The organism is Ottowia beijingensis, assembly GCF_042680925.1.
GTDB lineage: Bacteria > Pseudomonadota > Gammaproteobacteria > Burkholderiales > Burkholderiaceae_C > Ottowia > Ottowia beijingensis.
The window spans coordinates 398,621-420,007 of sequence record NZ_JBHUEP010000006.1; the positions used below are offsets into that span (position 1 = coordinate 398,621).

The 21,387-nt window shown below is 65.8% G+C and carries 22 protein-coding genes; 4 read left to right on the plus strand and 18 right to left on the minus strand.

Features of this window, described 5'->3' with window-relative positions; all coding sequences use genetic code 11:
• Positions 1–496: 496 nt before the first annotated feature.
• From ACFSCU_RS09100 to ACFSCU_RS09135, 8 genes are all read right to left on the minus strand, one after another.
• Complete coding sequence (locus tag ACFSCU_RS09100) at positions 497–1,354, minus strand: hypothetical protein (protein ID WP_377560484.1); 858 nt, start codon at positions 1,352–1,354, stop codon at positions 497–499.
• Positions 1,341–2,882 (minus strand): DEAD/DEAH box helicase, encoded by a 1,542-nt coding sequence (locus ACFSCU_RS09105; RefSeq protein WP_377560486.1) that lies wholly within the window; start codon positions 2,880–2,882, stop codon positions 1,341–1,343. The genes ACFSCU_RS09100 and ACFSCU_RS09105 overlap by 14 nt, the downstream gene beginning before the upstream one ends.
• Positions 2,879–3,772: a ParB N-terminal domain-containing protein gene (locus ACFSCU_RS09110; RefSeq protein WP_377560487.1), complete on the minus strand. Its 894-nt coding sequence runs from the start codon at positions 3,770–3,772 to the stop codon at positions 2,879–2,881. The genes ACFSCU_RS09105 and ACFSCU_RS09110 overlap by 4 nt, the downstream gene beginning before the upstream one ends.
• Positions 3,773–4,011: 239 nt before the next feature.
• Positions 4,012–4,479: a hypothetical protein gene (locus ACFSCU_RS09115; RefSeq protein ID WP_377560488.1), complete on the minus strand. Its 468-nt coding sequence runs from the start codon at positions 4,477–4,479 to the stop codon at positions 4,012–4,014.
• A 77-nt stretch (positions 4,480–4,556) separates the two neighbouring features.
• Entirely contained in the window at positions 4,557–5,123 is a 567-nt protein-coding gene (locus ACFSCU_RS09120) for a hypothetical protein (protein WP_180549696.1), read from the minus strand.
• A gap of 92 nt (positions 5,124–5,215) precedes the next feature.
• The gene (locus tag ACFSCU_RS09125; RefSeq protein WP_180549695.1) at positions 5,216–5,545 is read right to left on the minus strand and encodes a helix-turn-helix domain-containing protein; all 330 of its coding nucleotides are present in this window, start codon (positions 5,543–5,545) and stop codon (positions 5,216–5,218) included.
• Entirely contained in the window at positions 5,542–5,871 is a 330-nt protein-coding gene (locus ACFSCU_RS09130; RefSeq protein WP_180549694.1) for a type II toxin-antitoxin system RelE/ParE family toxin, read from the minus strand. Before ACFSCU_RS09130 ends, ACFSCU_RS09125 begins: the two co-directional genes overlap by 4 nt.
• A 45-nt stretch (positions 5,872–5,916) precedes the next feature.
• Positions 5,917–7,257, minus strand: coding sequence for a tyrosine-type recombinase/integrase (locus ACFSCU_RS09135; protein WP_180549693.1), 1,341 nt, complete (start codon positions 7,255–7,257; stop codon positions 5,917–5,919).
• Positions 7,258–7,704: 447 nt separating this feature from the next.
• Between ACFSCU_RS09135 and ACFSCU_RS09140 the strand changes: the two genes are divergently transcribed.
• Entirely contained in the window at positions 7,705–8,526 is an 822-nt protein-coding gene (locus ACFSCU_RS09140) for a hypothetical protein (protein WP_180549692.1), read from the plus strand.
• Between the two features lie 21 nt (positions 8,527–8,547).
• Here ACFSCU_RS09140 and gluQRS read toward each other — a convergent pair whose 3' ends face one another.
• From gluQRS to ACFSCU_RS09155, 3 genes are all read right to left on the minus strand, one after another.
• On the minus strand, positions 8,548–9,504 hold the full coding sequence (gluQRS, locus tag ACFSCU_RS09145; protein WP_377560489.1) for a tRNA glutamyl-Q(34) synthetase GluQRS: 957 nt from the start codon (positions 9,502–9,504) through the stop codon (positions 8,548–8,550).
• Between the two features lie 165 nt (positions 9,505–9,669).
• Positions 9,670–10,728, minus strand: a complete 1,059-nt coding sequence (locus ACFSCU_RS09150) for an NAD(P)/FAD-dependent oxidoreductase (protein ID WP_377560491.1) — start codon at positions 10,726–10,728, stop codon at positions 9,670–9,672.
• Positions 10,729–10,737: 9 nt separating this feature from the next.
• Complete coding sequence (locus ACFSCU_RS09155; RefSeq protein WP_180549691.1) at positions 10,738–11,673, minus strand: LysR family transcriptional regulator; 936 nt, start codon at positions 11,671–11,673, stop codon at positions 10,738–10,740.
• Positions 11,674–11,779: 106 nt separating this feature from the next.
• Here ACFSCU_RS09155 and ACFSCU_RS09160 point away from each other — a divergent pair, with 106 nt between their 5' ends.
• Both ACFSCU_RS09160 and ACFSCU_RS09165 read left to right on the plus strand, forming a co-directional pair.
• Complete coding sequence (locus ACFSCU_RS09160) at positions 11,780–12,481, plus strand: pirin family protein (protein WP_180549690.1); 702 nt, start codon at positions 11,780–11,782, stop codon at positions 12,479–12,481.
• Between the two features lie 145 nt (positions 12,482–12,626).
• The gene (locus tag ACFSCU_RS09165; RefSeq protein WP_377560492.1) at positions 12,627–13,037 is read left to right on the plus strand and encodes a DoxX family protein; all 411 of its coding nucleotides are present in this window, start codon (positions 12,627–12,629) and stop codon (positions 13,035–13,037) included.
• 244 nt (positions 13,038–13,281) lie between these two features.
• Here ACFSCU_RS09165 and ACFSCU_RS09170 read toward each other — a convergent pair whose 3' ends face one another.
• The 5 genes from ACFSCU_RS09170 to ACFSCU_RS09190 all read right to left on the minus strand — a co-directional run bounded on the left by ACFSCU_RS09170 (position 13,282) and on the right by ACFSCU_RS09190 (position 15,771).
• Complete coding sequence (locus ACFSCU_RS09170) at positions 13,282–13,641, minus strand: hypothetical protein (protein ID WP_180549689.1); 360 nt, start codon at positions 13,639–13,641, stop codon at positions 13,282–13,284.
• 105 nt (positions 13,642–13,746) lie between these two features.
• Positions 13,747–14,112: a roadblock/LC7 domain-containing protein gene (locus ACFSCU_RS09175; RefSeq protein WP_180549688.1), complete on the minus strand. Its 366-nt coding sequence runs from the start codon at positions 14,110–14,112 to the stop codon at positions 13,747–13,749.
• Positions 14,109–14,501, minus strand: a complete 393-nt coding sequence (locus tag ACFSCU_RS09180; RefSeq protein ID WP_180549687.1) for a roadblock/LC7 domain-containing protein — start codon at positions 14,499–14,501, stop codon at positions 14,109–14,111. The genes ACFSCU_RS09175 and ACFSCU_RS09180 overlap by 4 nt, the downstream gene beginning before the upstream one ends.
• A 3-nt stretch (positions 14,502–14,504) precedes the next feature.
• Positions 14,505–15,041 carry a GTP-binding protein gene (locus ACFSCU_RS09185; RefSeq protein WP_333707039.1) on the minus strand — a complete coding sequence of 179 codons (537 nt, stop codon included), beginning with the start codon at positions 15,039–15,041 and terminating at the stop codon, positions 14,505–14,507.
• Positions 15,042–15,057: 16 nt separating this feature from the next.
• On the minus strand, positions 15,058–15,771 hold the full coding sequence (locus tag ACFSCU_RS09190) for a hypothetical protein (protein WP_180549686.1): 714 nt from the start codon (positions 15,769–15,771) through the stop codon (positions 15,058–15,060).
• 326 nt (positions 15,772–16,097) lie between these two features.
• On the opposite strand from ACFSCU_RS09190, the gene dnaE reads away from it, so the two are divergent.
• On the plus strand, positions 16,098–19,595 hold the full coding sequence (gene dnaE, locus ACFSCU_RS09195; RefSeq protein WP_180549685.1) for a DNA polymerase III subunit alpha: 3,498 nt from the start codon (positions 16,098–16,100) through the stop codon (positions 19,593–19,595).
• 234 nt (positions 19,596–19,829) lie between these two features.
• Here the strand turns inward: dnaE and tolA are convergent, their stop codons facing one another.
• Positions 19,830–20,936 carry a cell envelope integrity protein TolA gene (tolA, locus tag ACFSCU_RS09200; RefSeq protein ID WP_180549684.1) on the minus strand — a complete coding sequence of 369 codons (1,107 nt, stop codon included), beginning with the start codon at positions 20,934–20,936 and terminating at the stop codon, positions 19,830–19,832.
• Positions 20,937–20,966: 30 nt separating this feature from the next.
• Positions 20,967–21,386, minus strand: coding sequence for an ExbD/TolR family protein (locus ACFSCU_RS09205; RefSeq protein WP_180549683.1), 420 nt, complete (start codon positions 21,384–21,386; stop codon positions 20,967–20,969).
• Position 21,387 lies beyond the last annotated feature (1 nt).

The window sequence follows — 21,387 nt, forward strand, 5'->3', positions numbered from 1 at the left end:
TCGCGCCCTTTCCCGGCCCGGTGGCTATCTCGCACCAAATCGAGCGGCGGGCGCGTCTTGCGTAATTCTGGAAAGCCGCCTGGGTGATCTTGATGGCAGCGGTATCCGAGCGGCGGCGCCGATGGCAGCGACAGGCGGCAGCGCAGTCCCCCCCACCCTCGGGCACCCCTCTGGGATGGATACCCCTATTCTTCATCTTCTTCTTGATCCCCCAAGCCCTCACCCCGAGCGGACAGACCTAGCCCATCCTGGGTAGGCCTTCACATGTTCCGACTTCTCACCCGTCGCGTTGCATGACCCGCCAGCCGTTCGATGCAAGGGCGCTAGCTTCGCCACCCTTTCCCCTGTTTCAGCACCTGATCCAACAGTAGGGGACTCACCCTGCGCCGCTGCCGTTAAACCATGTCCAACCAGCGCAGTGTTGGCGATGCCTGCTGCGGTGTTCGGAGAACCGCATATCCCTCTCTGACTTCGGGGCAGGTATCGCGGGGGATGGTCAACATCGCATGGGGGGCCCCGCCACGGTGGCGCGCACCAAGTCCGCCAGGGCGAACACGCCTTGCTTGATGTGCATGTCGTTTGCGTCCCAACCGACCACAGGCGCCATGCAATACGGCAGGCCCGTTTCGCGTGCAACGCGCTCGCCGGTGCCGCTGGCATCGTTGTCGGCGAATACCAGCCGCACGCCGTGCACAACGCTGGCCACGTACTTCAGATTGCTAGCGCTGAAGCACACCAGCACCGCATCCGGCAGGCGCAGCAGCGTCAGCGCGGCATGCAAGCTCAGACCAGTGGCATACCCTTCCACCAGCCATGTGCGGCGTGCCTTCGGGCTGCCGATGCGGAACACGGAGCCCTTGGCGCGCATGCCGCGCAGCATCTTTTTCTCGTGCCGCATCTCCGCCGGCAGCCAGCGGATGATCTGGGCGCCCTGCAGGCGATTGGTTGCGTAGTGCCGCATCGGCACGAACAGCGCGTCGTCTTCGAGAAGAAGCCCCGGAACGTCCGCCAGCCCCTTGTAGGCCAGATAGGCGGCCTCGCCGCTTTTACAGCGGGCCAGCATGTCGGCGGCGGTCTGTGCTGCGGCATCCCACCCGGCGCGCTGCCGACGTTCGTAGTCCGCTGCTGCGGCGATCAGCGCCGGATCGACCCGCACGTCATCATGGCCGTCCGGCCGCCAGGTGCTGACCTCGCTGTCGGTGGCATGGTTCTGCACCCAGCCGACCGACCCCATGAAGCGATAGGCGCCATTGCTCTTGCGCGGGTGATCCAAGGTAGGCACGCGCACCCAGCGCCCCTCAATGATCCGGTCAACGATCAGGCCATTGGCGCGGCAGAATTCAGCAAACTGCATGGCGCTGCCTCCCTCTGGCGTGCGCCACGTTGAGCGACTTGATTTTGTTGAGCACCGGCTTGGTGATCTCCACCGTCGGCGCCGTCAAAGCCGTCCATGAGCGCGGCGGCCACTGGCCAGTGATCTCGTGGTACAGATTGGCGGCCCGGCCCTGTTGCTTCTCCGGTCGGCTGTAGGCCTTCGCATAGGTCGCCACCTGAGCCCAGACGTGCGCGCGGTCATCGCCCATGCGCTTGCCGCCAAGCATCACGACTTCGCGCATCTCGCCCGCGCTGGCTTCGACCAGGGCAAGGCTCTGGCGCTCGAACCCGCAGGCCATGCAGCGCTTGGTGAACGGCTTGTGCCCACAGGCTGGGCAGGCCTTCACTTCCTTGTCTTCATCGTCAACGTCCTTGCGGATCGCCTTGTCCAGTTTCTCGCCAGCGTCGAGCGTGTCCAGGCCGTTGAAATAGATGCTCTCGAAGTCTTCGCGGAACCGGATCACGTTGCCGCTGTGATCGAGCAGGATGCAATCCTTCTTGCCAGTTTCGGGCGACGAACGCAGGCCGCGACCCCACATCTGAATCGCCGTCGAGAGAGACTTGCGCAACGGCCGGCAATCGACCACGCAGCCCACGTCCGGCACGTCGAAGCCCTTTGCCAGTGCTTCGACCGACACCAGCACGCGCAGACGTGAATCTGCCTTGCGGTACTCCTTCAGCAGCGCCTCTCGCTCGGTGTCGGTGGTATGAGACGTGAACACCGCCGCCATCACGCCGACCTCGTTGAACTGGCGGCACAGTTCTTCGCAGTGGGCGATGGTGGCGCCGAAGACGATGGTCTTGCGGTTGTCACCGTGCTTGGCCCACTCCGTCACCACGTCGCCGATGATTTCCATGCCGCGTTCTTCGGCAGCCTTGTCCGTCCATTCGCCGCCCGATGTTTCGGCGCCGCGCATGTCGGGCTTGGTGCAACTCAGCACGCGCATGGGCACCAGCACGCCGGATTCGGTCAGTTCGTGCATGGTCGTGGCGTTCACCAGCCGCGTGAACAAGCGGCCCAGACCGGGGCTGAACGGTGTCGCCGACAAGCCAACCACTGCCGCTCGGCAGTTCGGGATGTGGTCAACCCACGCCGCCATCTGCGTGTGCGCTTCATCGATCACGATCACATCGGCATCCGGCCAAGTGCGGCGCGCAAGTGTCTGCGCGCTGGCGATCTGGAACGGCGCGTCAGGATTGGTGCGCCAGTGATCAGCTTGCAGAACACCGTGTGCGGCCAGACCGTAGCGATCCGCATCCGCGCTGGTCTGGTCGATCAGCGTGCGTCGGTCGCAGACGAATATGGCGCGCTTGCCCTTGACCAACGCCTCATGAATCAGCCGAAGACCGAGATACGTCTTGCCGGCGCCGGTGGGAGCCATCAGCATTTGGCGGCGGTGACCCTGCCGAATGCCATCGCGCAGCGCCGGAAGTGCGGTTCTCTGAAACGGACGCGGCTCTTTGAACTTTGCCGACGCGTAGTTGGGGGCGTCTTCGAACAACGTCATGTCGCCACCTTCTTCGCCAAGGCATCATGCTTTTTCTGCCACCTCTTGGCCGCCTTAATGGCCTCATTGGCTTTCTCCATCAGCCCCGCATTGCGCTGCGTCAGGACGTTGACCACCGCGTTCAGGCGTTTGATCTCCTCGGACGCTGCGGCCAGCTTGTCATCGGCGTCGAGCAGCACTTGGAGCGCCTGACCGTCTGCCTCCACGGCGGCCAGCGCGGCGGCAATTTCTTCCTCGGAAGGGGCGCCGTCATCGGTCGTTGACTCGGGAATCGCCAGCGGTGATACCGGCAGAACGGGCTCCGAAACAGCGCCAGCGGTGTTAACTCCGGTGTTAACCGTCGCCTTGTTAACCGCCTCGCCCGCCTTCTTCTTGCCGCCGATGTTCTCCGTGTTCTGCGTGTAAGTCGTGCCGCCGCGCGTGACTGTGCGCTCCGTGGGCTTCGCATCTTCGGAATTTCCGAAGATAGAAGTCCGCACGGCGGAAACAGTCTTATCGGATACCCCGCAGTGCTTCGCAATCTGGTTGTCGCTCCACTTGCACGACACCGGATGCTGCAGTGCGCCGGTCACGGCCTTGCGCTTGTCGGCATTGGTGCGGCGCAGACCGTGGTCAGTGTTGACGCCGTAGCTGAACAGTTGCGCGTCGGACTGCGTACCCTCTCGCACGTCGGCATTGATGCTGGCGCGGCCTGCCTGACGGAACGCATGAACACGATGGAAGCCATCGCCCAGCCAGTAGTCCACGCCATCGAAGAACACGATGATGGGTGGGAGGGTTGTCCCGCTTTCCAGAGCGTCTGCGTACTCTGCAACCGTGTCGTTGTGAATCTCTGCCCGAGATTGGGTTTCGCGATCGATGCGGATGGCCTCAATGCTGATCGTCTTCATTGCTCGTGTTTGGGCTTGTGGTTCTCGAACGCATCAACCCACAGCGCACGCGAGAACGAGCGCAGGCGGATGCAGTGGCGGATGAAGCGGAGAGTGCGGCGCATCAGTCAGAACCTCCGCCTTGGGTTCCGGCTCGCTCACAAGTTCATAGCGCGCCGTCCCGCGGTGGCTGTAGCCATCGGCGGCGTAGCCGTCGTAGAGCGCCTGCGCCCTGGTGCTGGTGGCGGTCCGCGCATCCATCAGGACAACCCCAACGCGGCGCGGATGCCTGCCATGGGCCACATGAGGCGGCCGTGTACGCGGATCGGGCGGACGGGGCCGTCTTCACGGCACGACCAAATTCTCAATGTCTGGGCCGCCCTGCCCAGGTAATAACCGGCCTGCTGCGTGCCGACGTGACTGCGCGTCTCTTGATCGATCGGGGTATAGACGACACGCGGGGCGCGCGCCTTAGGCGGCGGCGCGTCAACCGGCGGCGCTTCTGCACTGGCAATGACCACAGCGCCGGATTGATTTTCGGCGACGGACGGTTCTTGCTTCAGCGGCGAGCCGGTCGGCGGCGCGGCTTCGCTGAGTGCTTTGCCAGCGACGATGGTGGCGCCGGACTTCTTCTCCGCAGCCGCCAGCTTGGCGGCGTTCGGGGGGTACGCAGACTGCATCGGATGCTCCAGCCGATGCCGGCGCTCCGAAAGGGAGAGCAACAGCACCGAATGGAGCTAGGTTGCCCGTCGCACTATGGAAAGAATAGTAATCCGGCAATTCTTTCCAGACTATATTTTTGCTTCTACTCGTCGGGACTTTGGTCGCCTAAGCCTTCTGGCAACTCGCCGAACAGCATTCTGTATCCGTCTCTCGCCGCCTTTAACTGCCTTGCATCTTCAGACGCAATCAAGGCTGGGTATTTCTGAAGAACCTTTTGTATGGCCGCATCCGTAGGATCGCTTGCCCTTCTGCTCGAAAACAAATTGCGCCATTGCTCTCTTCGAGCCACGATGCGGCCCGCATCGATTCTCGACAGGTGCTTGTTTCCGCTCATGATTGCGTCAACGTCGCGACAGAAGCGCGTCACCGCATCAAGATTCCACTTCTCTTTCGCTCCCGCTTGCTTCTTAAATCGAAATCCTGGCTCATGCAGAAAAGCCAGTGTCATCGCAAGCGTCTCCCAATCACCATGCTTGATGCCATGGCGCTCAAAGAGCAATTCCGTCCTCTCGTTCAGTTCCTTGGTGATTGCAATGCGTTCCTGTTCGCTTGGGTTTTCAGAGCGTTCGATAGGTCGTGAAAGGCGCCCTTTGATTTCAAGCCGGCGCTTTTGGAACTGCGTAATGTGTCTTTCAGCTTGATCGCTCATGTCCGCCTTCCTCGGGCCTTCGTTGGCGCGCCCCAGCAGGCGGGTGAAGGTGACCCGCTTTTCGGTTCGCGGGCCTAGCTGGGGCGATTCGGTCAGGCGACGGCAGCCTTTGAGCGTCGTACCGTCTGCCGTTTGGGCGGCTTCGGCCTGCTGACTTTCACCACCGGCCCCATGCCGGCCGTTGCAGCCATGTCAATCAGCGTGTCCAGGGAAAACAGGCTCACCTTGCCCCGCACCAGGTCGGACACACGGGGTTGCGTCACCCCGAATAGCTCGGCGGCCTGCGCTTGCGTCATGCCCTGTTCGCGGATGGTTTCGGCCAGGCTCATCATCAATTCGGAGCGCGCACGCATGCTGGCGGCCTCTTGGGGCGTGTTCTCGATAGCGTCCCAGACGCTGGCGAAGCGGCGGTTTGCAGTCATGTCTGAATCTCCTTCATCAAGGCCTTGAAGCGCCTGCGGGCCAGCTCAATATCGCGCTGGGCTGTCTGCTGGGTCTTCTTCTGGAAGCAATGCAGCACGTACACGGCATCGGCCAGCTTGGCGACGTACACCACGCGGAACGTCCCGGCTTCGTCCCAGACGCGAAGCTCCATTGCCCCAGCTCCAATCGACGGCATCGGCTTGGCGTCGTCCGGCTGTAGGCCATGCTGCACCTTGTCCAGTTGATAACCCGCATCGCGCATGGCCGATGGCGGGAACGCCCTCAAGTCATCCAATGCGGTAGCCCGAAACTCAATCGGCTTCATGGTGGAAGTATATAGATATTTGTATGTGCCCGTTGGTTCCCGGTGTCACTTCACAGCCCGCAGCTTGCCGGGCTTGGCTTTCGCGTCAAACTCAATCTTGGCCTGTTCGAGCATCCATGCTTCGATGCGCTCATGGTGCACGCGCAGCAGGTCAAGCGGCCTGACGCGGTAATGCTTTTCAGCCGTGGCGCTGGGCTTGTGGCCTTGAATCTGCGCCACCACGCCGGCCGGCAGTTCCAGCCACTCGGACAGGCTGCCGAAACTGCGGCGCAGGCCATGCAGGGTCAGGCCTTCGATGCCGGCCACGGCGCAGGCCTGGGCGTGCGGCTTGGCGGGCCAGCTCAGGACGCCATCGGCGGCGCCGGGGCTTGAGAACACCCACGCATTGCGGTGCGGCAGGCCGGCCAGCAACTGCGCCACGTAGGGCGTGAGCGGAATCACGCGGTCGCCCTCTACCTTGTCGCGCATGGTGATTCCGCGCCACTGGTGATTCAGGTCCGCCCACTTCATCGCCAGCACTTCGCCGGGCCGGGCGCCGGTCAACAACATGACTTGCAGCGCGGCGGCTATGACGGGGTTTCCGATGGCGCGCACGGCGGAGAACCATGCCGACAACTGCTCACTCAGCAGCGCATCGGTCTTGGGCTTTGCGCGCCCCAGCACCTCGCGCACGTCCCGGCCGCTGGCGGCGTCGGTGTTCACCAGCCCCGCATAGGCTTTCTGTTCGCCGCACCAGGCGAGAAAGGCCTTGAGGCAGCGCAGCGCCAGCCGGGCTGATGTGGGCCGGGTCTCGGCTTCGCGCTTCGCCCATGCCCGCATGGTGTCGGCGTCGAGTTCGCCCAGCCGCAGCGCCATCAAGGGATGCAGGGGGCCGGCGATGGTCACGCCCCGGCCGCGGGTGCCACGCTTGGCCTTCTCGCCGCCAGGGCGAATCAGCTTCGCATGGTCGGCATGGTGCCGGGCGCCCCAATGCGCGCGGCGGGCTTGCATGTAGGCGGCCCATGTCTCGCCCACCGTGACGGCCTGGGCAGCCTGGGCGGCTTTTGCGGCCTGGGCTTTCGCCTGCCGCTCGCGTTCCAGTTCGCGCGGGTCTTGCCCAGCATCCAAGGTCACGCGCAGGCGGTTGGCTTCGGCGCGGGCCTGCTCAATCGTCCAGGCGCGCACGTCACCGATGGTGCGGCGGATGGTCTGCCGGTTCAGCTTCGCCTCGAACACGTAGGCCTTGGCACCGGCAGCGGTCACGCGCACGCGCAGGCCGGGGGCTTTGCTGTCGCGCAGGAAGGCTTGCTGCTTGCCGGTCGGGCAGCTCAGGCGTTCGATGGCGCCGGCTGTCAAGTCAACGGCGTGCGCCAGGTCAGGGGCTTCGGTCTTTCGTGGTCGGGCCATGGTCGGTCAGGGGCTGGGGCTGCGGTGCGGCTACATGGCTTCGGGGCCGGGCGGAACGGATCCGCTGGTCTCCCATGTAGCCACTATGTAGCCAACTTTGCCCTATTTTGCCGAATACCCATCAACAGTGCAAGGATAAAAATTCACGCAAGTCATTGATTTATCATGGAAATCTCTACACCACTCAACACCCCTCAACCCCTACTCTTGCTGACTTTTAATCCGTTGGTCGCAGGTTCGAATCCTGCACGTCCTACCAGAAAAACGGCGCCAAGCCTCAAAAGCCCGCTACCTATTATGTAGCGGGCTTTTTGTTTTCTGGTGTGGTGACAATCGGACAACCGTTTCTTGCGATGGATGGGTGCGTTGAAACGGCCTGCGCTGGGGCCAACATGTTCGGCGTAGTACAACATCGTTGGCACCGATCAACCGTCATCAGCAAAACCGATGATCAAGTCTCTCTGCCTCACTCTGGTGCTGGCCTTCGCCGTCATGGGCCAGGCCATTGCGAAAGATCCTGAGCCACCCGTCACCATCGTCACAAGAGTTCTGGGATGGTCACCTTTTCCGCGCGATGCGCCGCTACCTCGGCTGCAGGTGGCTTTCGAAGACAACCCAGCCTTGGCGAAGATAACGGAGACGTATCTGGCTGCTCAAGGTTTTTCTATAGCCGGCCCTGATGGAGCGCATGATTACAAGGTTGCGCTCTCCGGCAACTTTGCTTTCGACCGTCCACGCACCAAACGCCTGTCAGTGCCCATCGGCAAACTGCTGGCCGATGAGCGAATGAAAGACACCTTGACGTCTTTGGCGGAGCTTTCTACGCGGGGGTATGCTGACCAGAATCTCGCGTCCAACCTGTTTCTTGTTCCTTTGGGCAAGACGGCGGTTCTCACAGGCCTGGGCACTGATCTGATGGAGATCATTTCCAGTCACATCGGGCTGTCTGGCGCGTTCAACAGGCTGGTTGTGGGTGACGAGCGTGGCGTCTGCATACCCATCCCGCCGGGTGCGTGTGACAAGTGGAATCACTACAACCAGCGCTTGGCCCTGAAGGCTGCTGTGATGGATGACAGGGGCGGCGTCGAAGAGGTTTCTGTGTCGATTTCGGCGAATCATCCGCGTCTTCTGCCCGCAGAACTGCTGGCGGAGGGACAGGCCAGAATCGCGTTGCTGCTGCTGCCCGAAGGCTTCCAGCCAACGTCCGGCCATAAGGACGTTCCACCGCCAGACAAGGACGCTCTAGCCACGGGCCTGCCCATGCAATGACCAGGGTTTCCGTTCTGGGGCTTACGACCGCCAGCGCGCCGCCCATTCGGCCGTCCATTCGGCCAGCATGTCCGCAAGCGTCGCGCCATCGGACGGGAGGGGCAAGTCGAGGGTTGACGCGGCCTGGGTCAGGGCGGCTGTGGGATCGGTCAGATCCAGCGCCTGGGCCCCGTTCTGCTTGCTCAGCTTCTGCCCGTCGGCAGCCAGCACCAGGGGGGTGTGCAGGTAGCGTGGCGTTGGAACGCCGAGGGCGCGCTGCAGCAGGATCTGCCGTGGCGTGTTGTCGGCCAGATCTTCACCTCGCACGACGTGCGTGACGCCCTGTTCGGCGTCGTCGATGACCACGGCCAGTTGATATGCCCAGAGGCCATCGGCGCGGCGCAGCACGAAATCGCCAACCTCATGCTCGACGTCCTGCTGCTGTGGACCCAGCCGACGGTCGTGCCAATGCACCAAGTTCAAAGCCGTGGATGCTTCGTTGTCGATAGCTGTCAGCGCCCTTTCCGTGGGCGTTGGCGGCATTTTTTGATTGGAGCGCGCAGTGTGCAGACGCCAGGCGCGCGCCGGCCTGGCGTGCAGGCCGCCGCGTTCGGGGCGGCAGGTGCCGGGGTAGGGCAGTTCGGCGCCACGCAGGCGACTGAGTCCGCGTGCGGCGTGCGCCAGTTCGATGTCCTTGCGTGAGCAGGCGCAGGGGTAGGCGAGGCCGGCATCGACGAGACGGGCCAGCGCGGCTTCGTAGAGATGGGTGCGATGCGATTGCCACACTGGCGGCGCATCGGGCACCAGCCCGCACGTTGCCAGTTGCTGCAGGATGGCCTGATCGGCCCCCGGGACACAGCGCGGCGTGTCGACGTCTTCGATGCGCACCAGCCATTGCCCGCCGTGCGCTCGCGCGTCGAGCCAGCTGGCCAGTGCGGCCACCAGCGAGCCGGCGTGCAGCGCGCCGGTGGGGGAGGGGGCGAAGCGGCCGATGTACATGGCGTTGGGCAAGGACCGTTGCGGTTCAGGTCATGGTCGGTTCTATCAAAAAAATAGCTGCTTGCGCTTTCTGCTCGGTTGTTTCAATGGTTTTTCTCTTGAAACCCTGGCGGGATATGCGCAAGCGACTATAAAAATGAAAGCGCCCCTGGGAGCAAGCGTTGCTCAGGCGATGGCCAGGGCCAGCTCGAGGCCCGAGACGAAGGCGTCCTCGACGCGGTGGCCGATGCACCAGTCGCCGCACAGGCCGACGCCTAGGCTGGCGTTCCACAGCCAGGGTTGCCCCAGTGGCTTCAGGGTCTGCGCCTCGCGCCACAGCACCGCTTCGGCCAGCGCGGGCGTGGCGCGGATGCCGGTGATTTCGGCGAAGGCCTTGGTCAGCTTGCCGATCACGCGGCCGGCATCGTCGTTCTCGTGTTCGCGCGACCAAGGGGGGCTGGCCTGCACCGTCCAGCGTTCGACCGGCTCTCGGCCGGGCTTGGACGATTCGCGCGCCAGCCAGGCCACGCGGTGGTGGGTGCTGCGGGCGGCGTTCCATTGCGGGCCCAGGGTTTGCAGGCCGGGTTGCGAGGCGTTCGGGTAGGCCAGCATCAGGGTCCAGCAGGGCGCCATGTCAACGGCCGCCAGCGCCTCAGCCAGGCTGGGAAGCTCTGAAATCAATAGCAAGCTGCGCGCCTGTGATGCCGGTACGGCCAGGATGACGCGGTCGAAACCGGCATGCACCCGTTGATCGCCTTCAAGGCCCTGCGTGTGCAGTTGCCAGCGCGCGGGCACCAGCGCATCGCGTGCGATGTGGGTGACGCGCGTGCCCAGGTGCAGGGCGCTGGCGGCCTGCAGCGGCTCGGCCCAGCGCTGGGGCAGGCGGTGCATGGCCGGGATGGCGACCCAATGGGCGTCGCGCCGGGGCGGCGCGGCCTCGACCACGCGGCCGTGTTCGTCCAGCACGCGCACCGCGTTGGCGCTCCAGCGGCGCACCAGGTCGGGGGCGGTGGTGTCCAGCGCCTGGGTGAAGCGCGCATCGCGCACCGTGAAGTACTGCGCGCCGGTGTCGAAGCTGCCGAAGGGCGACAGGTGCGTGGCCACGCGCCCGCCGGGCTCGGGCGCGGCCTCGAACACCTGCACCGCATGCCCGGCGCGCTGCAGCGTGCGGGCGCAGGCCAGGCCGGCCATGCCGGCGCCGATGACGGCGAATTGACGACGCGGGGTGCGGTGTGAGCGGGCCATGGGCGAACTCTACATGCTGCCGTGCTGTTCGAGCAGCGCGCGCCGGGTGATGGGGCGCTCCAGCTGTTCCAGCCACCAGCTCAGGGCCTTGCCTGGGTTGGCGCTGGCGCGCCAGGCGTAGCTGAGCTGGGCAATGCGGGTGCTGCGTTCCACCCGCCGCGCCACCATCCGGCCGGTGGACAGGTACGGCCGCGCGATCGGCTCCGGCAGAAAGCCGGCGCCCAGTCCGCGCAGGTGGGCGTCGAGCTTGGCGGCCAGACTGGGCACGGTGAAGGTTTCCTGCCCCGACAGCAGGCCGAAGGATTGCGTGGTGCCGTTCTGCACCGAGTCGGCCACCACGATGCCGCGGTGCTTGAGCAGTTCCGTATCCGACAGCGGCTCCTCGGCCCGCGCCAGCGGGTGGTGCGGCGCCACGGCGTACACGAAGCGCACCTGCCCGAGCGGCTTGGCGCGCAGGTTGGCGGCGCTGGAGGGCTCCAGGATCACGCCGATGGCCAGATCGGCCTTGCCCGAGGTGAGCGCGCCGACGGTGCCGCTGAGGATTTCCTCGCGCAGGCGCAGGCGGGTGGGCGGGTTGAGGTTGAAGAAGTCGCAGCACAGCTCCATCAGGGCCGAATGCGATATCAGGCCGTCAGCGGTGATGGTCAGCTCGGGCTCCCAGCCGGTGGCCACGCGCTTGACGCGGTTCACCACGGCGTCCACCTCCTGCTTCAGGCGTTCGCCTTGCGCCAGCAGTTCGGCGCCGGCGGCGGTGGGGCGCGCTTGGCGCGAACTGCGGTCGAACAGCAGCACGTCCAGCGCGTCCTCGATCTGGCGCACGCGGTAGGTCAGGGCGCTGGGCACCATGCCCAGCGCGCGCGCCGCTGCGGCAAAGCTGCCCGCCTTGGCGATGGCGTTGAGGATGCGAAAGGCATCCGGGCTCAGGACGTCGGTCGGCTCGGCCATGGGGCATGTCTCCTTGATTCATTTTTTTTGAATGATGCCATCAATGATGTGCGGTTTCAAAAACGCTGCCGCCACCTAAAGTCGAGGACATACAAGGAGTTCACACATGATCACGATTCGCAAATCACAGGACCGCGGCTACGCCGACCACGGCTGGCTCAAGTCGTACCACAGCTTCTCGTTCGCCGGCTACTACGACCCGGCGCACATGGGCTGGGGCAACCTGCGTGTCATCAACGAAGACCGCATCGCTCCCGGCACCGGCTTCGGCGCGCATGGCCACCGCGACATGGAAATCATCAGCTACGTGCTGCAGGGCAACCTGGCGCACAAGGACAGCATGGGCAACGTCAAGGGCATTCCGCCCGGCGACGTGCAGCGCATGAGCGCCGGCAGCGGCGTGATGCACAGCGAGTTCAACCATGCGGTGGGCCAGACCACGCACTTCCTGCAGATCTGGATCGAGCCCAACGTGACCGGCATCGCGCCCAGCTACGAGCAGAAGACGGTGCCCGATGCCGACAAGCGCGGCCAGCTGCGGATGGTGGCGGCGTGCGAGCCGGAGGGCGATGCCGTGAAGATCCACGCCGACGCCGCCCTGTACGCCGGCCTGTTCGACGGCGCCGAAAGCACCGAGCTGGCCATCGACCCCGCCCGCAAGGCCTACGTGCACCTGGTGCGCGGCCAGCTGAGCGTGAACGGCCAGCGCCTCAGTGGCGGCGATGCCGCGCTGATCGAGCAGGAAAGCCGCATCCGCCTGGATGGCGGCCAGGACGCCGAGGTGCTGGTGTTCGACCTGGCGGCCTGACCGCCCACTTCCAGACGCTTCACCGAGTTTGTCTGCTCGCGCCGACCTGTCGCAGGTCGGCGCGGCCCGGCTGTGCCCGCTGGCGGCGCACCGTGGGCAGGCTCGCCCTTTTTTCATCCCACTTTGTTGTCACAAGGAAACCACCATGAACGCACTGCAAAATCCCCTGGCCCTGCTGGGTCGCCTGTTGCTGGCCTACGTCTTCATTCCCGCCGGCATCGGCAAGCTGGGTGCGGGCTTTGCCGGCACCGTGGGCTACATCGCCTCCAAGGGCCTGCCCATGCCCGAGGTGCTGGCAGCGCTGGCCATCGTGGTCGAGATCGGCGCCGGCATCACCTTGCTCGTCGGCTTCAAGACCCGCTGGTCGGCCCTGCTGCTGGCCTTGTTCACGCTGGGCGCGGCCGTGTTCTTCCACAACTACTGGGGCGTTCCGGCCGACCAGCAGATGGTGCAGAAGCTGATGTTCACCAAGAACCTGGGCATCGCCGGCGGCCTGCTGGCGATGGCGGCCCTGGGTGGTGGTGCGCTGGGGCTGGATGGCCGACGCAGGGGCTGAAACCCTCGGATTCCGCACGCTGGCCCCTTCGGGGGCCTTCTTTGGTTCCGGCAGTCTGGCGCCATCCATCTGCCATGGCCAGGGCGCTGGTGGACAGGGGTAATTTTGATGAAAAATGCCTGTATCGCCCGTTGATCAAGCGCACCAAGCTATAAAAAGTATAGTAAAAATGCCTCGATGGTGACCATGAAAAAAGCCCCGGCATGCCGGGGCTTCGTTCATGCGATGTGGCGCGGGCGCCAGATCAGAAGTTCATTTCCTTGTCCACGTCCAGCACCTTGCGGCGGGCCATGGCCAGGTTGGCGCGCTGCTTGTCCAGCACGAAGTAGATGAACACGCCGTCCTTGCGCGCCGACGGGCGCAGGATGTGGTACTGCTTGCCCAGGGTGATCAGGATGTCCTCGATCACGTCGTTCAGACCCAGCGAACGCATGGTCTTCATCTTGGAGCGGATCACTTCGGTGTTGCCGGCGGCAGCCACTTCCAGATCGACGCCGGAGCCGACCGAGCCCAGCATCATGCCGCTGGCAGAGTCGACCACGGCCGCGCACATGGCGCCGTCCAGGGTCATCAGTTCGTCGAGGGTTTGCTTGATATTGGCCATGCCGCCTTTTCTCCGTTGGGTTGATTCAGCCATTGCGTGGGAAGTGATTCAGCAGGAGGGGCGCCACGCAGAAAAACGCCGTCTCCCGGTTGGAAACCGTGGGGTTTACAGCTCGTCCACCAGGCGGGCGAGTTCCTTGGTCTTTTCCTGCCACAGCGCCCAGTCGATGTCGGACTTCTGGCGCGTCAGCGTCACCAGCAGCATGCCGGTGCCGCAGGGCAGCAGCGTGATGCGGCCCTGCGCGTGCATCATCACCGAGGCCTTCAGGTCGCCCAGGTCCTTGAACTGGTGCGACAGGCGGTTGTACAGGCGCCAGTAGTCGCTGGCCGCTTCGGCAAAGGTCTGCACGCCTTCGATCTGGCCGGCGTGGTGCCACACCATGCCGGCCTCGATCTCGACCAGTGCGCAGCCTTCGAGCCCGGGCATCGCGGCCATGGACTCCAGCGCATCACGCAGTGCTTTCTGTGTCATGCTTCGGCCAGCGTGCGGGCAAACTGCGCGATGCGGTAGGCCACCTGGCCCAGGATGGCGCTGCCGTCGGCGATCACGTTGATCACCAGTTCGGCATCGTCGCGGTGCACGCTGTACACCATGGCGAAGCCGGATTCGGTGTCGATGGTCACGCTCTTGTTGCGGCCCAGGTTGGCCTCCTGCGACACCACCGAGCTGATGGCCGAGATCGAGCTGGCCATGGCCGCCACGCGCGCCGCATCGCCCGCGCGCATGGCCGAGGCCACGTCGAAGCCGTCGACGGTGGCGATCACCACGGCGGTGACGCCGTTGACCTCGTCGAGGAAGTTCTGCGCTTCGCGCGCGGCAATGACTTTCGCCGTCGGCGACAGTTTCAGATTCACGGACATGGCTTACTCTCCAAACATGCCGGCCTCGAGTTGGGCCAGCAGGGTATCGATCAACAGGATGACGTCATCGCGCTTGCGCACGTCGACCTCGAGCACCGGCAGCACGCGGTTGTGCCTGGCCAGCTCCTCGATGTAGTCGTCCATCGACGGCGAGGGGTGTTCTCCCAGGCGGCCGATGCCGATGGCGCAGGGCATGATGTCCAGGTCGTCGGCAAAGCCTTCGAGGTACACGCGCAGGTCGGCCAGCGGGTCGGGGCGCGAGTTGTCGGTCAGGATGATCATGCCGAGCGCGTTCTTCGACAGGATCTTCCAGAGGAAGTCGAAGCGCGACTGGCCCGGCGTGCCGAACATGCGGATGCGGTCGCCGTTGTCCAGCGTGAACTGGCCGAAGTCCAGACCCACCGTGGTGCGTTCCTTGGTGTGCGACTGGTCGTTGTTGACCACGTCGGTCACGATGGGCGGCGTTTCGCTCACCGCGCCGATGGCGGTGGTCTTGCCGGCGCCCATGGTGCCGGTGAAGAGGATCTTGTATTCGTTCATGATGGCTGCAGCGGGATCAGAGGCCGAGGCGGCGGCGGATACCGGAGATCAGGCCGCGGGCAAACGTGGGGGCCGGCTTGGGCGGCGCGGCGGGCGCGGGCGCGCCGGCGGCGGCGGGTGCGGGGGCCGGCGCGGGCTCCTTCTGCACGTCCACCAGGCCGGTGGTCTGCAGGGTCGTCAGGAAGGCCTGGCACTCCTGCACCGGCTGCTGGCTGATGGTGGCCAGCTCGGCGGCGTTGAGCGCGCGGCGCGACAGCAGCGTGGCCATGCGGATGTGGTTCGGGTCGGAGCGCAGCAGCGCCGCCGGCGGCCAGCGCCGCAGCTTGAAGCGCACCGGGTTGATCGGCGCCGCCGGGGTCGTCGCCTCGGCCTCGACGGCATCGGGCTGCGTCGCTTCCTCGATCAGCGTGGCCGGGCGCGTCTGCAGCAGGTCGTGCTCGGTGGACTTGAGCCAGTCCTGCAGCCGGTCGGCGCGGATCGGGCGCTCCAGCGTGTTGGGTGCCTGGCCCGAGTTCATGCGTGTGAGGCGCAGCACGGCCTTGGCCATGGCATCCACGGCCGGGCTCATGCCCTCGTCGGTGGTGCCGTCGGCCAGCAGCGCGTCGTAGGGCGGTGCGGTGACGAAGGTCCAGCGGAACGCGTCGCCGTGCGCGTACAGGCGGAACAACGTCTGCACCAGCACCACTTCGGCGGCAGGTAGTTTGTAGGCGCCAAGCCTCAAGGTCGACATCGGTTTGTGATCGCTTTGTTCTGGGTTCTGAAGGGTCAGTCTGCGGCGCGCTGCAGCCATGGCTGCGGGCGGTGCGTTGCCTGTGGGTGATGCCTCATCCGACGTTCTGGCGGATACTCGCGAGGCACCTGGGCGACTGCTGGAAAGAAGTATATTTTTGACTTCACTCGCATCGGCGACTCGTTCAGCGCAATGTGCGCACTAATGCGCAGAAGCCCGCCGCAAGCCGCACAGGGCCTCGGCGCCTACCCTGCAACTAAGTCACACCCGCGTTGCAAGCGGCGTTCATCGCCACTTTGCAGACGCCTTGTTCACGCCCTCCGCCCATGTTTGTCCATCTGCGTTTGCACACCGAGTTCTCCGTGGTCGACGGCACCACGCGCGTCGACGACATGGTGGCCGCGGCCGCGCGTGACGGCCAGCCCGCACTGGCCATCACCGACCTGTCCAACCTGTTCGGCGCCATCAAGTTCTACAAGGCCGCGCGCGGCAAGGGCGTCAAGCCCATCATCGGTGCCGAGGTGCTGCTGGCGGGGCGCGATGCCGACAATGACCTGCCCTCGCGCGTGCTGCTGCTGGCGGCCAGTCACCAGGGCTACCTGAACCTGTCCGAGTTGCTGGCCCGCGCCTGGACGCAGGGCGTGGTGAAGGCCCAGGCCACGGTGCGCTGGGACTGGCTGGGTGAGCTTTCCGAGGGGCTGATCCTGCTGTCGGGTGCGCAGGCCGGCCCGGTGGGCCAGGCGCTGCTGCAGGGCAACCAGCGGCTGGCGGGCGATGTGGCGCTGCAACTGGCCGAGCTGTTTCCGCACCGCTTCTATCTGGAGCTGCAGCGCGCCGGCCGCGCCGACGACGAAGCGCACGTGGCCGCGGCCGTGCAACTGGCGGCACGGCTGAAGCTGCCGGTGGTGGCCACGCACCCGGTGCAGTTCGCGACGCCCGACGACTACGAGGCACACGAGGCCCGCGTGTGCATTGCCGAGGGCGAAATCCTGGGCAACCCGCGCCGCGTGCGCCGCTTCACGTCCGAGCAGTACTTCAAGTCCACGGCCGAGATGCAGGCGTTGTTCGCCGACGTGCCTTCGGCCCTGGCCAACGCGGTCGAGATCGCCAAGCGCTGCAACCTCACGCTGGTGCTTGGCAAGCCGCAGCTGCCCGACTTTCCGGTGCCCGAGGGCCACACCATCGAGACCTACTTCCGCCAGGCCTCCATCGACGGGCTGGAAGAGCGCCTGCAACACCTGTACCCCGATGCGGCGAAGCGCGACGCCGAGCGCCCGCGCTACCTGGAGCGGCTGGAGTTCGAGATCGACACCATCCTCAAGATGGGCTTTCCGGGCTACTTCCTCATCGTGGGCGACTTCATCAACTGGGCCAAGAACAACGGATGCCCGGTGGGGCCGGGCCGTGGCTCGGGCGCCGGATCGCTGGTGGCCTATGCGCTGAAGATCACCGACCTGGATCCGCTGGAATACAAGCTGCTGTTCGAGCGCTTCCTGAACCCCGAGCGCGTGTCGATGCCCGACTTCGACATCGACTTCTGCCAGGCCAACCGCGACCGGGTGATCGACTACGTGAAGGCCAAGTACGGCAAGGAGGCGGTGAGCCAGATCGCCACCTTCGGCACCATGGCCGCGCGCGCCGCCATCCGCGACGTGGGCCGCGTGCTCGACATGAGCTACATGTTCTGCGACGGCATCAGCAAGCTCATCCCCAACAAGCCGGGCCAGCACATCACCATCGACGGCGCGCTGAAGGTGGAGCCGCTGCTGGCCGAGCGCCTGGCCAAGGAGGACGAGGTCAAGACCCTGCTGGCGCTGGCGCAGAAGCTGGAGGGGCTGACGCGCAATGTCGGCATGCACGCCGGCGGCGTGCTGATCGCGCCCGGCAAGCTGACCGACTTCTGTCCGCTCTACCAGCAGCCCGGCAGCGAGTCGGCCGTGAGCCAGTACGACAAGGATGACGTGGAGGCCGTGGGCCTGGTCAAGTTCGACTTCCTGGGCCTGGCCACGCTCACCATCCTGGAGATAGCCAAGGAGCTGATCGTCAAGCGCCATGCGGGCCAGCAGAATTTCGCCTTCGAGAACATCGCGCTCGACGACGCCAAGACCTACAAGCTGTTCCAGGACGGCCGCACCGAGGCCGTGTTCCAGTTTGAAAGCCGCGGCATGCAGGGCATGCTGCGCGACGCGCGGCCGACGCGGCTGGAAGACCTGATCGCCCTGAACGCGCTGTACCGCCCCGGCCCGATGGACCTGATCCCCAGCTTCGTCGCGCGCAAGCACGGGCGCGAGCCGGTCGAGTACCCGCACCCGCTGGTGGCCGACATGCTGAGCGAGACCTACGGCATCATGGTCTACCAGGAGCAGGTGATGCAGACGGCGCAGATCCTGGGCGGCTACAGCCTGGGTGGCGCCGACCTGCTGCGCCGCGCCATGGGCAAGAAGAAGCCCGAGGAGATGGCGGAGCACCGCCTGATCTTCCGCGACGGTGCGGCCAAGAACGGCATCAGCGAGGCCAAGGCCGACGAGATCTTCGACCTGATGGAGAAGTTCGCCGGCTACGGCTTCAACAAGTCGCACGCCGCCGCCTACTCGCTGCTGGCCTACCACACGGCCTGGCTGAAGGTGCACTACACGGCCGAGTTCTTCTGCGCCAACATGACGGTGGAAATGGACAACACCGACAAGCTGAAGGTGTTGTACGAAGACGCGCTGAAAGAGGGCATGGCGTTCGAGCCGCCCGACGTGAACCGCGGCGGCTACCGCTTCGAGCCGGTGAGCGACACGCTGATCCGCTATGGCCTGGGCGCCATCAAGGGCACGGGCCAGCAGGCCATCGAATCCATCGTCGCCGCGCGCGAGGGGCGGGGCGAGGGCAACGCCGGCGGCGAGAGCGGGCCGTTCACCAGCCTGTTCGACTTCTGCCGCCGCATCGACCGCACGCGCGTGAACAAGCGCACCGTCGAGGCGCTGATCCGCGCCGGCGCCTTCGATTCACTGCACATGAACCGCGCCGCGCTGGCCGCATCCATCGACCTCGCCTTCGACTACGCCGCCGCCAACGAAGCCAACGCCAACCAGGGCGGCCTGTTCGACCTGATGGACGACGGCCACGGCTCCAGCGCGCAGGAGCCGGAGCTGCCGCAGGTGACGCCCTGGGGCGTGAAGGAGCGCCTGTCGCTGGAGAAGACGGCCATCGGTTTCTATCTGTCGGGCCACCTGTTCGACGAGGTGGAGCGCGAGGTGCGCCAGTTCGTGCGCCGCCGCATCGACGAACTGGTGGACAGCCGTGAGCCGCAGCTGCTGGCCGGCATCGTGGGCGACTTCCGCGTCATCAACGGCCAGCGCGGGCGGCTGGGCCTGTTCAAGCTCGACGACAAGTCGGGCACGCTGGATGCGCGCGTCGAGGAAGGCCTGCTGCACCAGCACCGCAACCTGCTGAAGGACGACGAATTCATCGTCGTCATGGCCAAGGCCCTGCCGGATCGCTTCTCGGGCGGGCTGCAGCTCAACATCACGCAGATCTGGGACCTGCCCACGGCGCGCTGCCGCTTCGGCAAGTTCCTGCGCGTGGCCGTCAACGGCAAGGCGCCCGATGTGCGGCGCCTGCTGTCGGAATACCCGCCGCAGGTCGAGCAGACCGAGCAGGGCGATCTGCTGCGCGGCCTGCCGGTGCGCCTGCTGGTGGAGCGGCGCGGCGAGAAGGGCGGCGTGATGGCGCAGATTCAACTCGGTGACCAGGCGCAATTCTTCCCCAGCGACGCCGCGCTGGCCAGCTGGATGGCGCAGGCGGATGAGGGGCGGGCCAGCGTGGTGTACGAGTAGGGTTGCCGATATGGGGGGTATCGGTCTGCAGCGCTTATTGAGCGGGCGCTAGCGGACTGCTATATGGGGAGTATATGAGGAGCGTGGCGGATTTCCCCACCACTGGGCTGCATGCCGCTATGCGTTCAAAGCGATGACCAATGACCACGGCTGGCGCCGCATGACCAATGACGAACGGCCGCTTGGTCACTGAAGCGCAGCGAAGTCATTGGTCATTTTGAAAGCAAGTTCGCATCAGTCGCGCAGCCTGAAGGTGATCAGCATCGGGTTCCAGTAGCGCCCGTTGTCGGAGGGCAGCTTCTCGGTGCGGTCCAGTGCGCGCAGCACGGCGTCGTCCCACGACTTGACGCCGCTCGACTTGGTGACGCGGCGGCTGATGATCTGGCCCGTGGGACCAGTGCGCACTTCCACCTCGGCCACCGGGTTGCCCGGCACGTCGTCGGTGAACACGATGTTGGGCCGCACCGCGGCGCGAATGCGGCCGGCGTAGTTGCCCGACGGGCCGGCGTCGTGCTCGTCGTCGCCACCCGCCGTGCCGCCACCCTTGCTCCGGCCGGCGGCGCTGCCGCCCTCGGCGCCCGCACCCGCCAGCTTGGCCAGGCGCGCCAGTTCCGCCTTGCGGCGTGCGTCGGATTCGCGCGCCTCGCGCGCGGCGGTGGCCTTGGCTTCGGCGGCGGCCTTGGCCTTGGCGTCGGCCACCGCCTTGGCCTTCGCTTCGGCCTCGGCCTTGCGTTCAGCCTCCGCTTCGGCTTTCTTCTTCGCCTCGGCCAGCTTGCGTTGCTCGGCTTCCTCGGCCTTCTTCTTCTCGGCCAGCTTGCGCTGCTCTTCGGCCTTGCGCTGCTTTTCCTCGGCGGCTTTCTTCTGCGCCAGTTCGCGCTTTTCCTGCTCGGCCTCGCGGCGCTCCTGCTCGCGGCGGCGCTCTTCCTCGCGCTTGGCGGCGGCGGCCTTGCGGGCTTCTTCCTGCTTCTTCTTCTGCGCCAGGGCGATCTCGGCGTCGCGCTCTTCGTCCACCTGCGGCTTGGGCGGTGGTGGGGGCGGGGCCTTGGCGACGGGCTCGGGTTTGGCGCCTGGCTGCGGCTTGGGCGGCGGGGGCGGGGCGCGCTCCACCGCGGGCGCGGGCGGTGGCGGGGGTGGCGCGGCCTTGGGTGCGGCGCGCTGCACGGTGGGCGACCACAGCTCGGCCTCCACCGCGTCGTCCTGCGCGTCGCGCTGCCAGCGCAGGCCCCAGGTGAAGGCCAGGATCAGCAGCAGGTGTGCCAGCAGCGCCAGCGCCAGCGCGCGGCCCAGGCCGCGCGGCGGCGGCGGGGCAAACTCGTTGCGTTCGACGGTGGTGGCGTTCATGTACTGCTGGAACTCCTGCGTGCGCGGTGCTTACCTGACGGCCAGGCCCACGCGGGCCACGCCGGCCTGGCGCAGGCGCGAGGTGACGTCGATCACCTTCTGGTAGGCGATATCCTTGTCGGCGGCCACCATCACGGCCAGGTCGGGGTTGCCCCTGGCGGCATCGCTGATGGCGGCAAAGATGTCGCCCTCGCCCGCGTTCTGCAGGTTGGGGCCGTTCTTGCCGCCGTCGGCGGTGATGGCACCGTCGGCGGCAATCATCACCGTGACGGGGTTGTCGGGCGCCTTGCTGGACTGCCCGGAGCGCGGGATATTGATGCTGCCGGGCGTGATGACGGTGGCGGTGACCATGAAGATGATCAGCAGCACCAGCATCACGTCGATGAAGGGCACCATGTTGATCTCGTTCATGGCGCGGCGGCCGCGGCCGCGGGAGGCGACGTTGGGCATG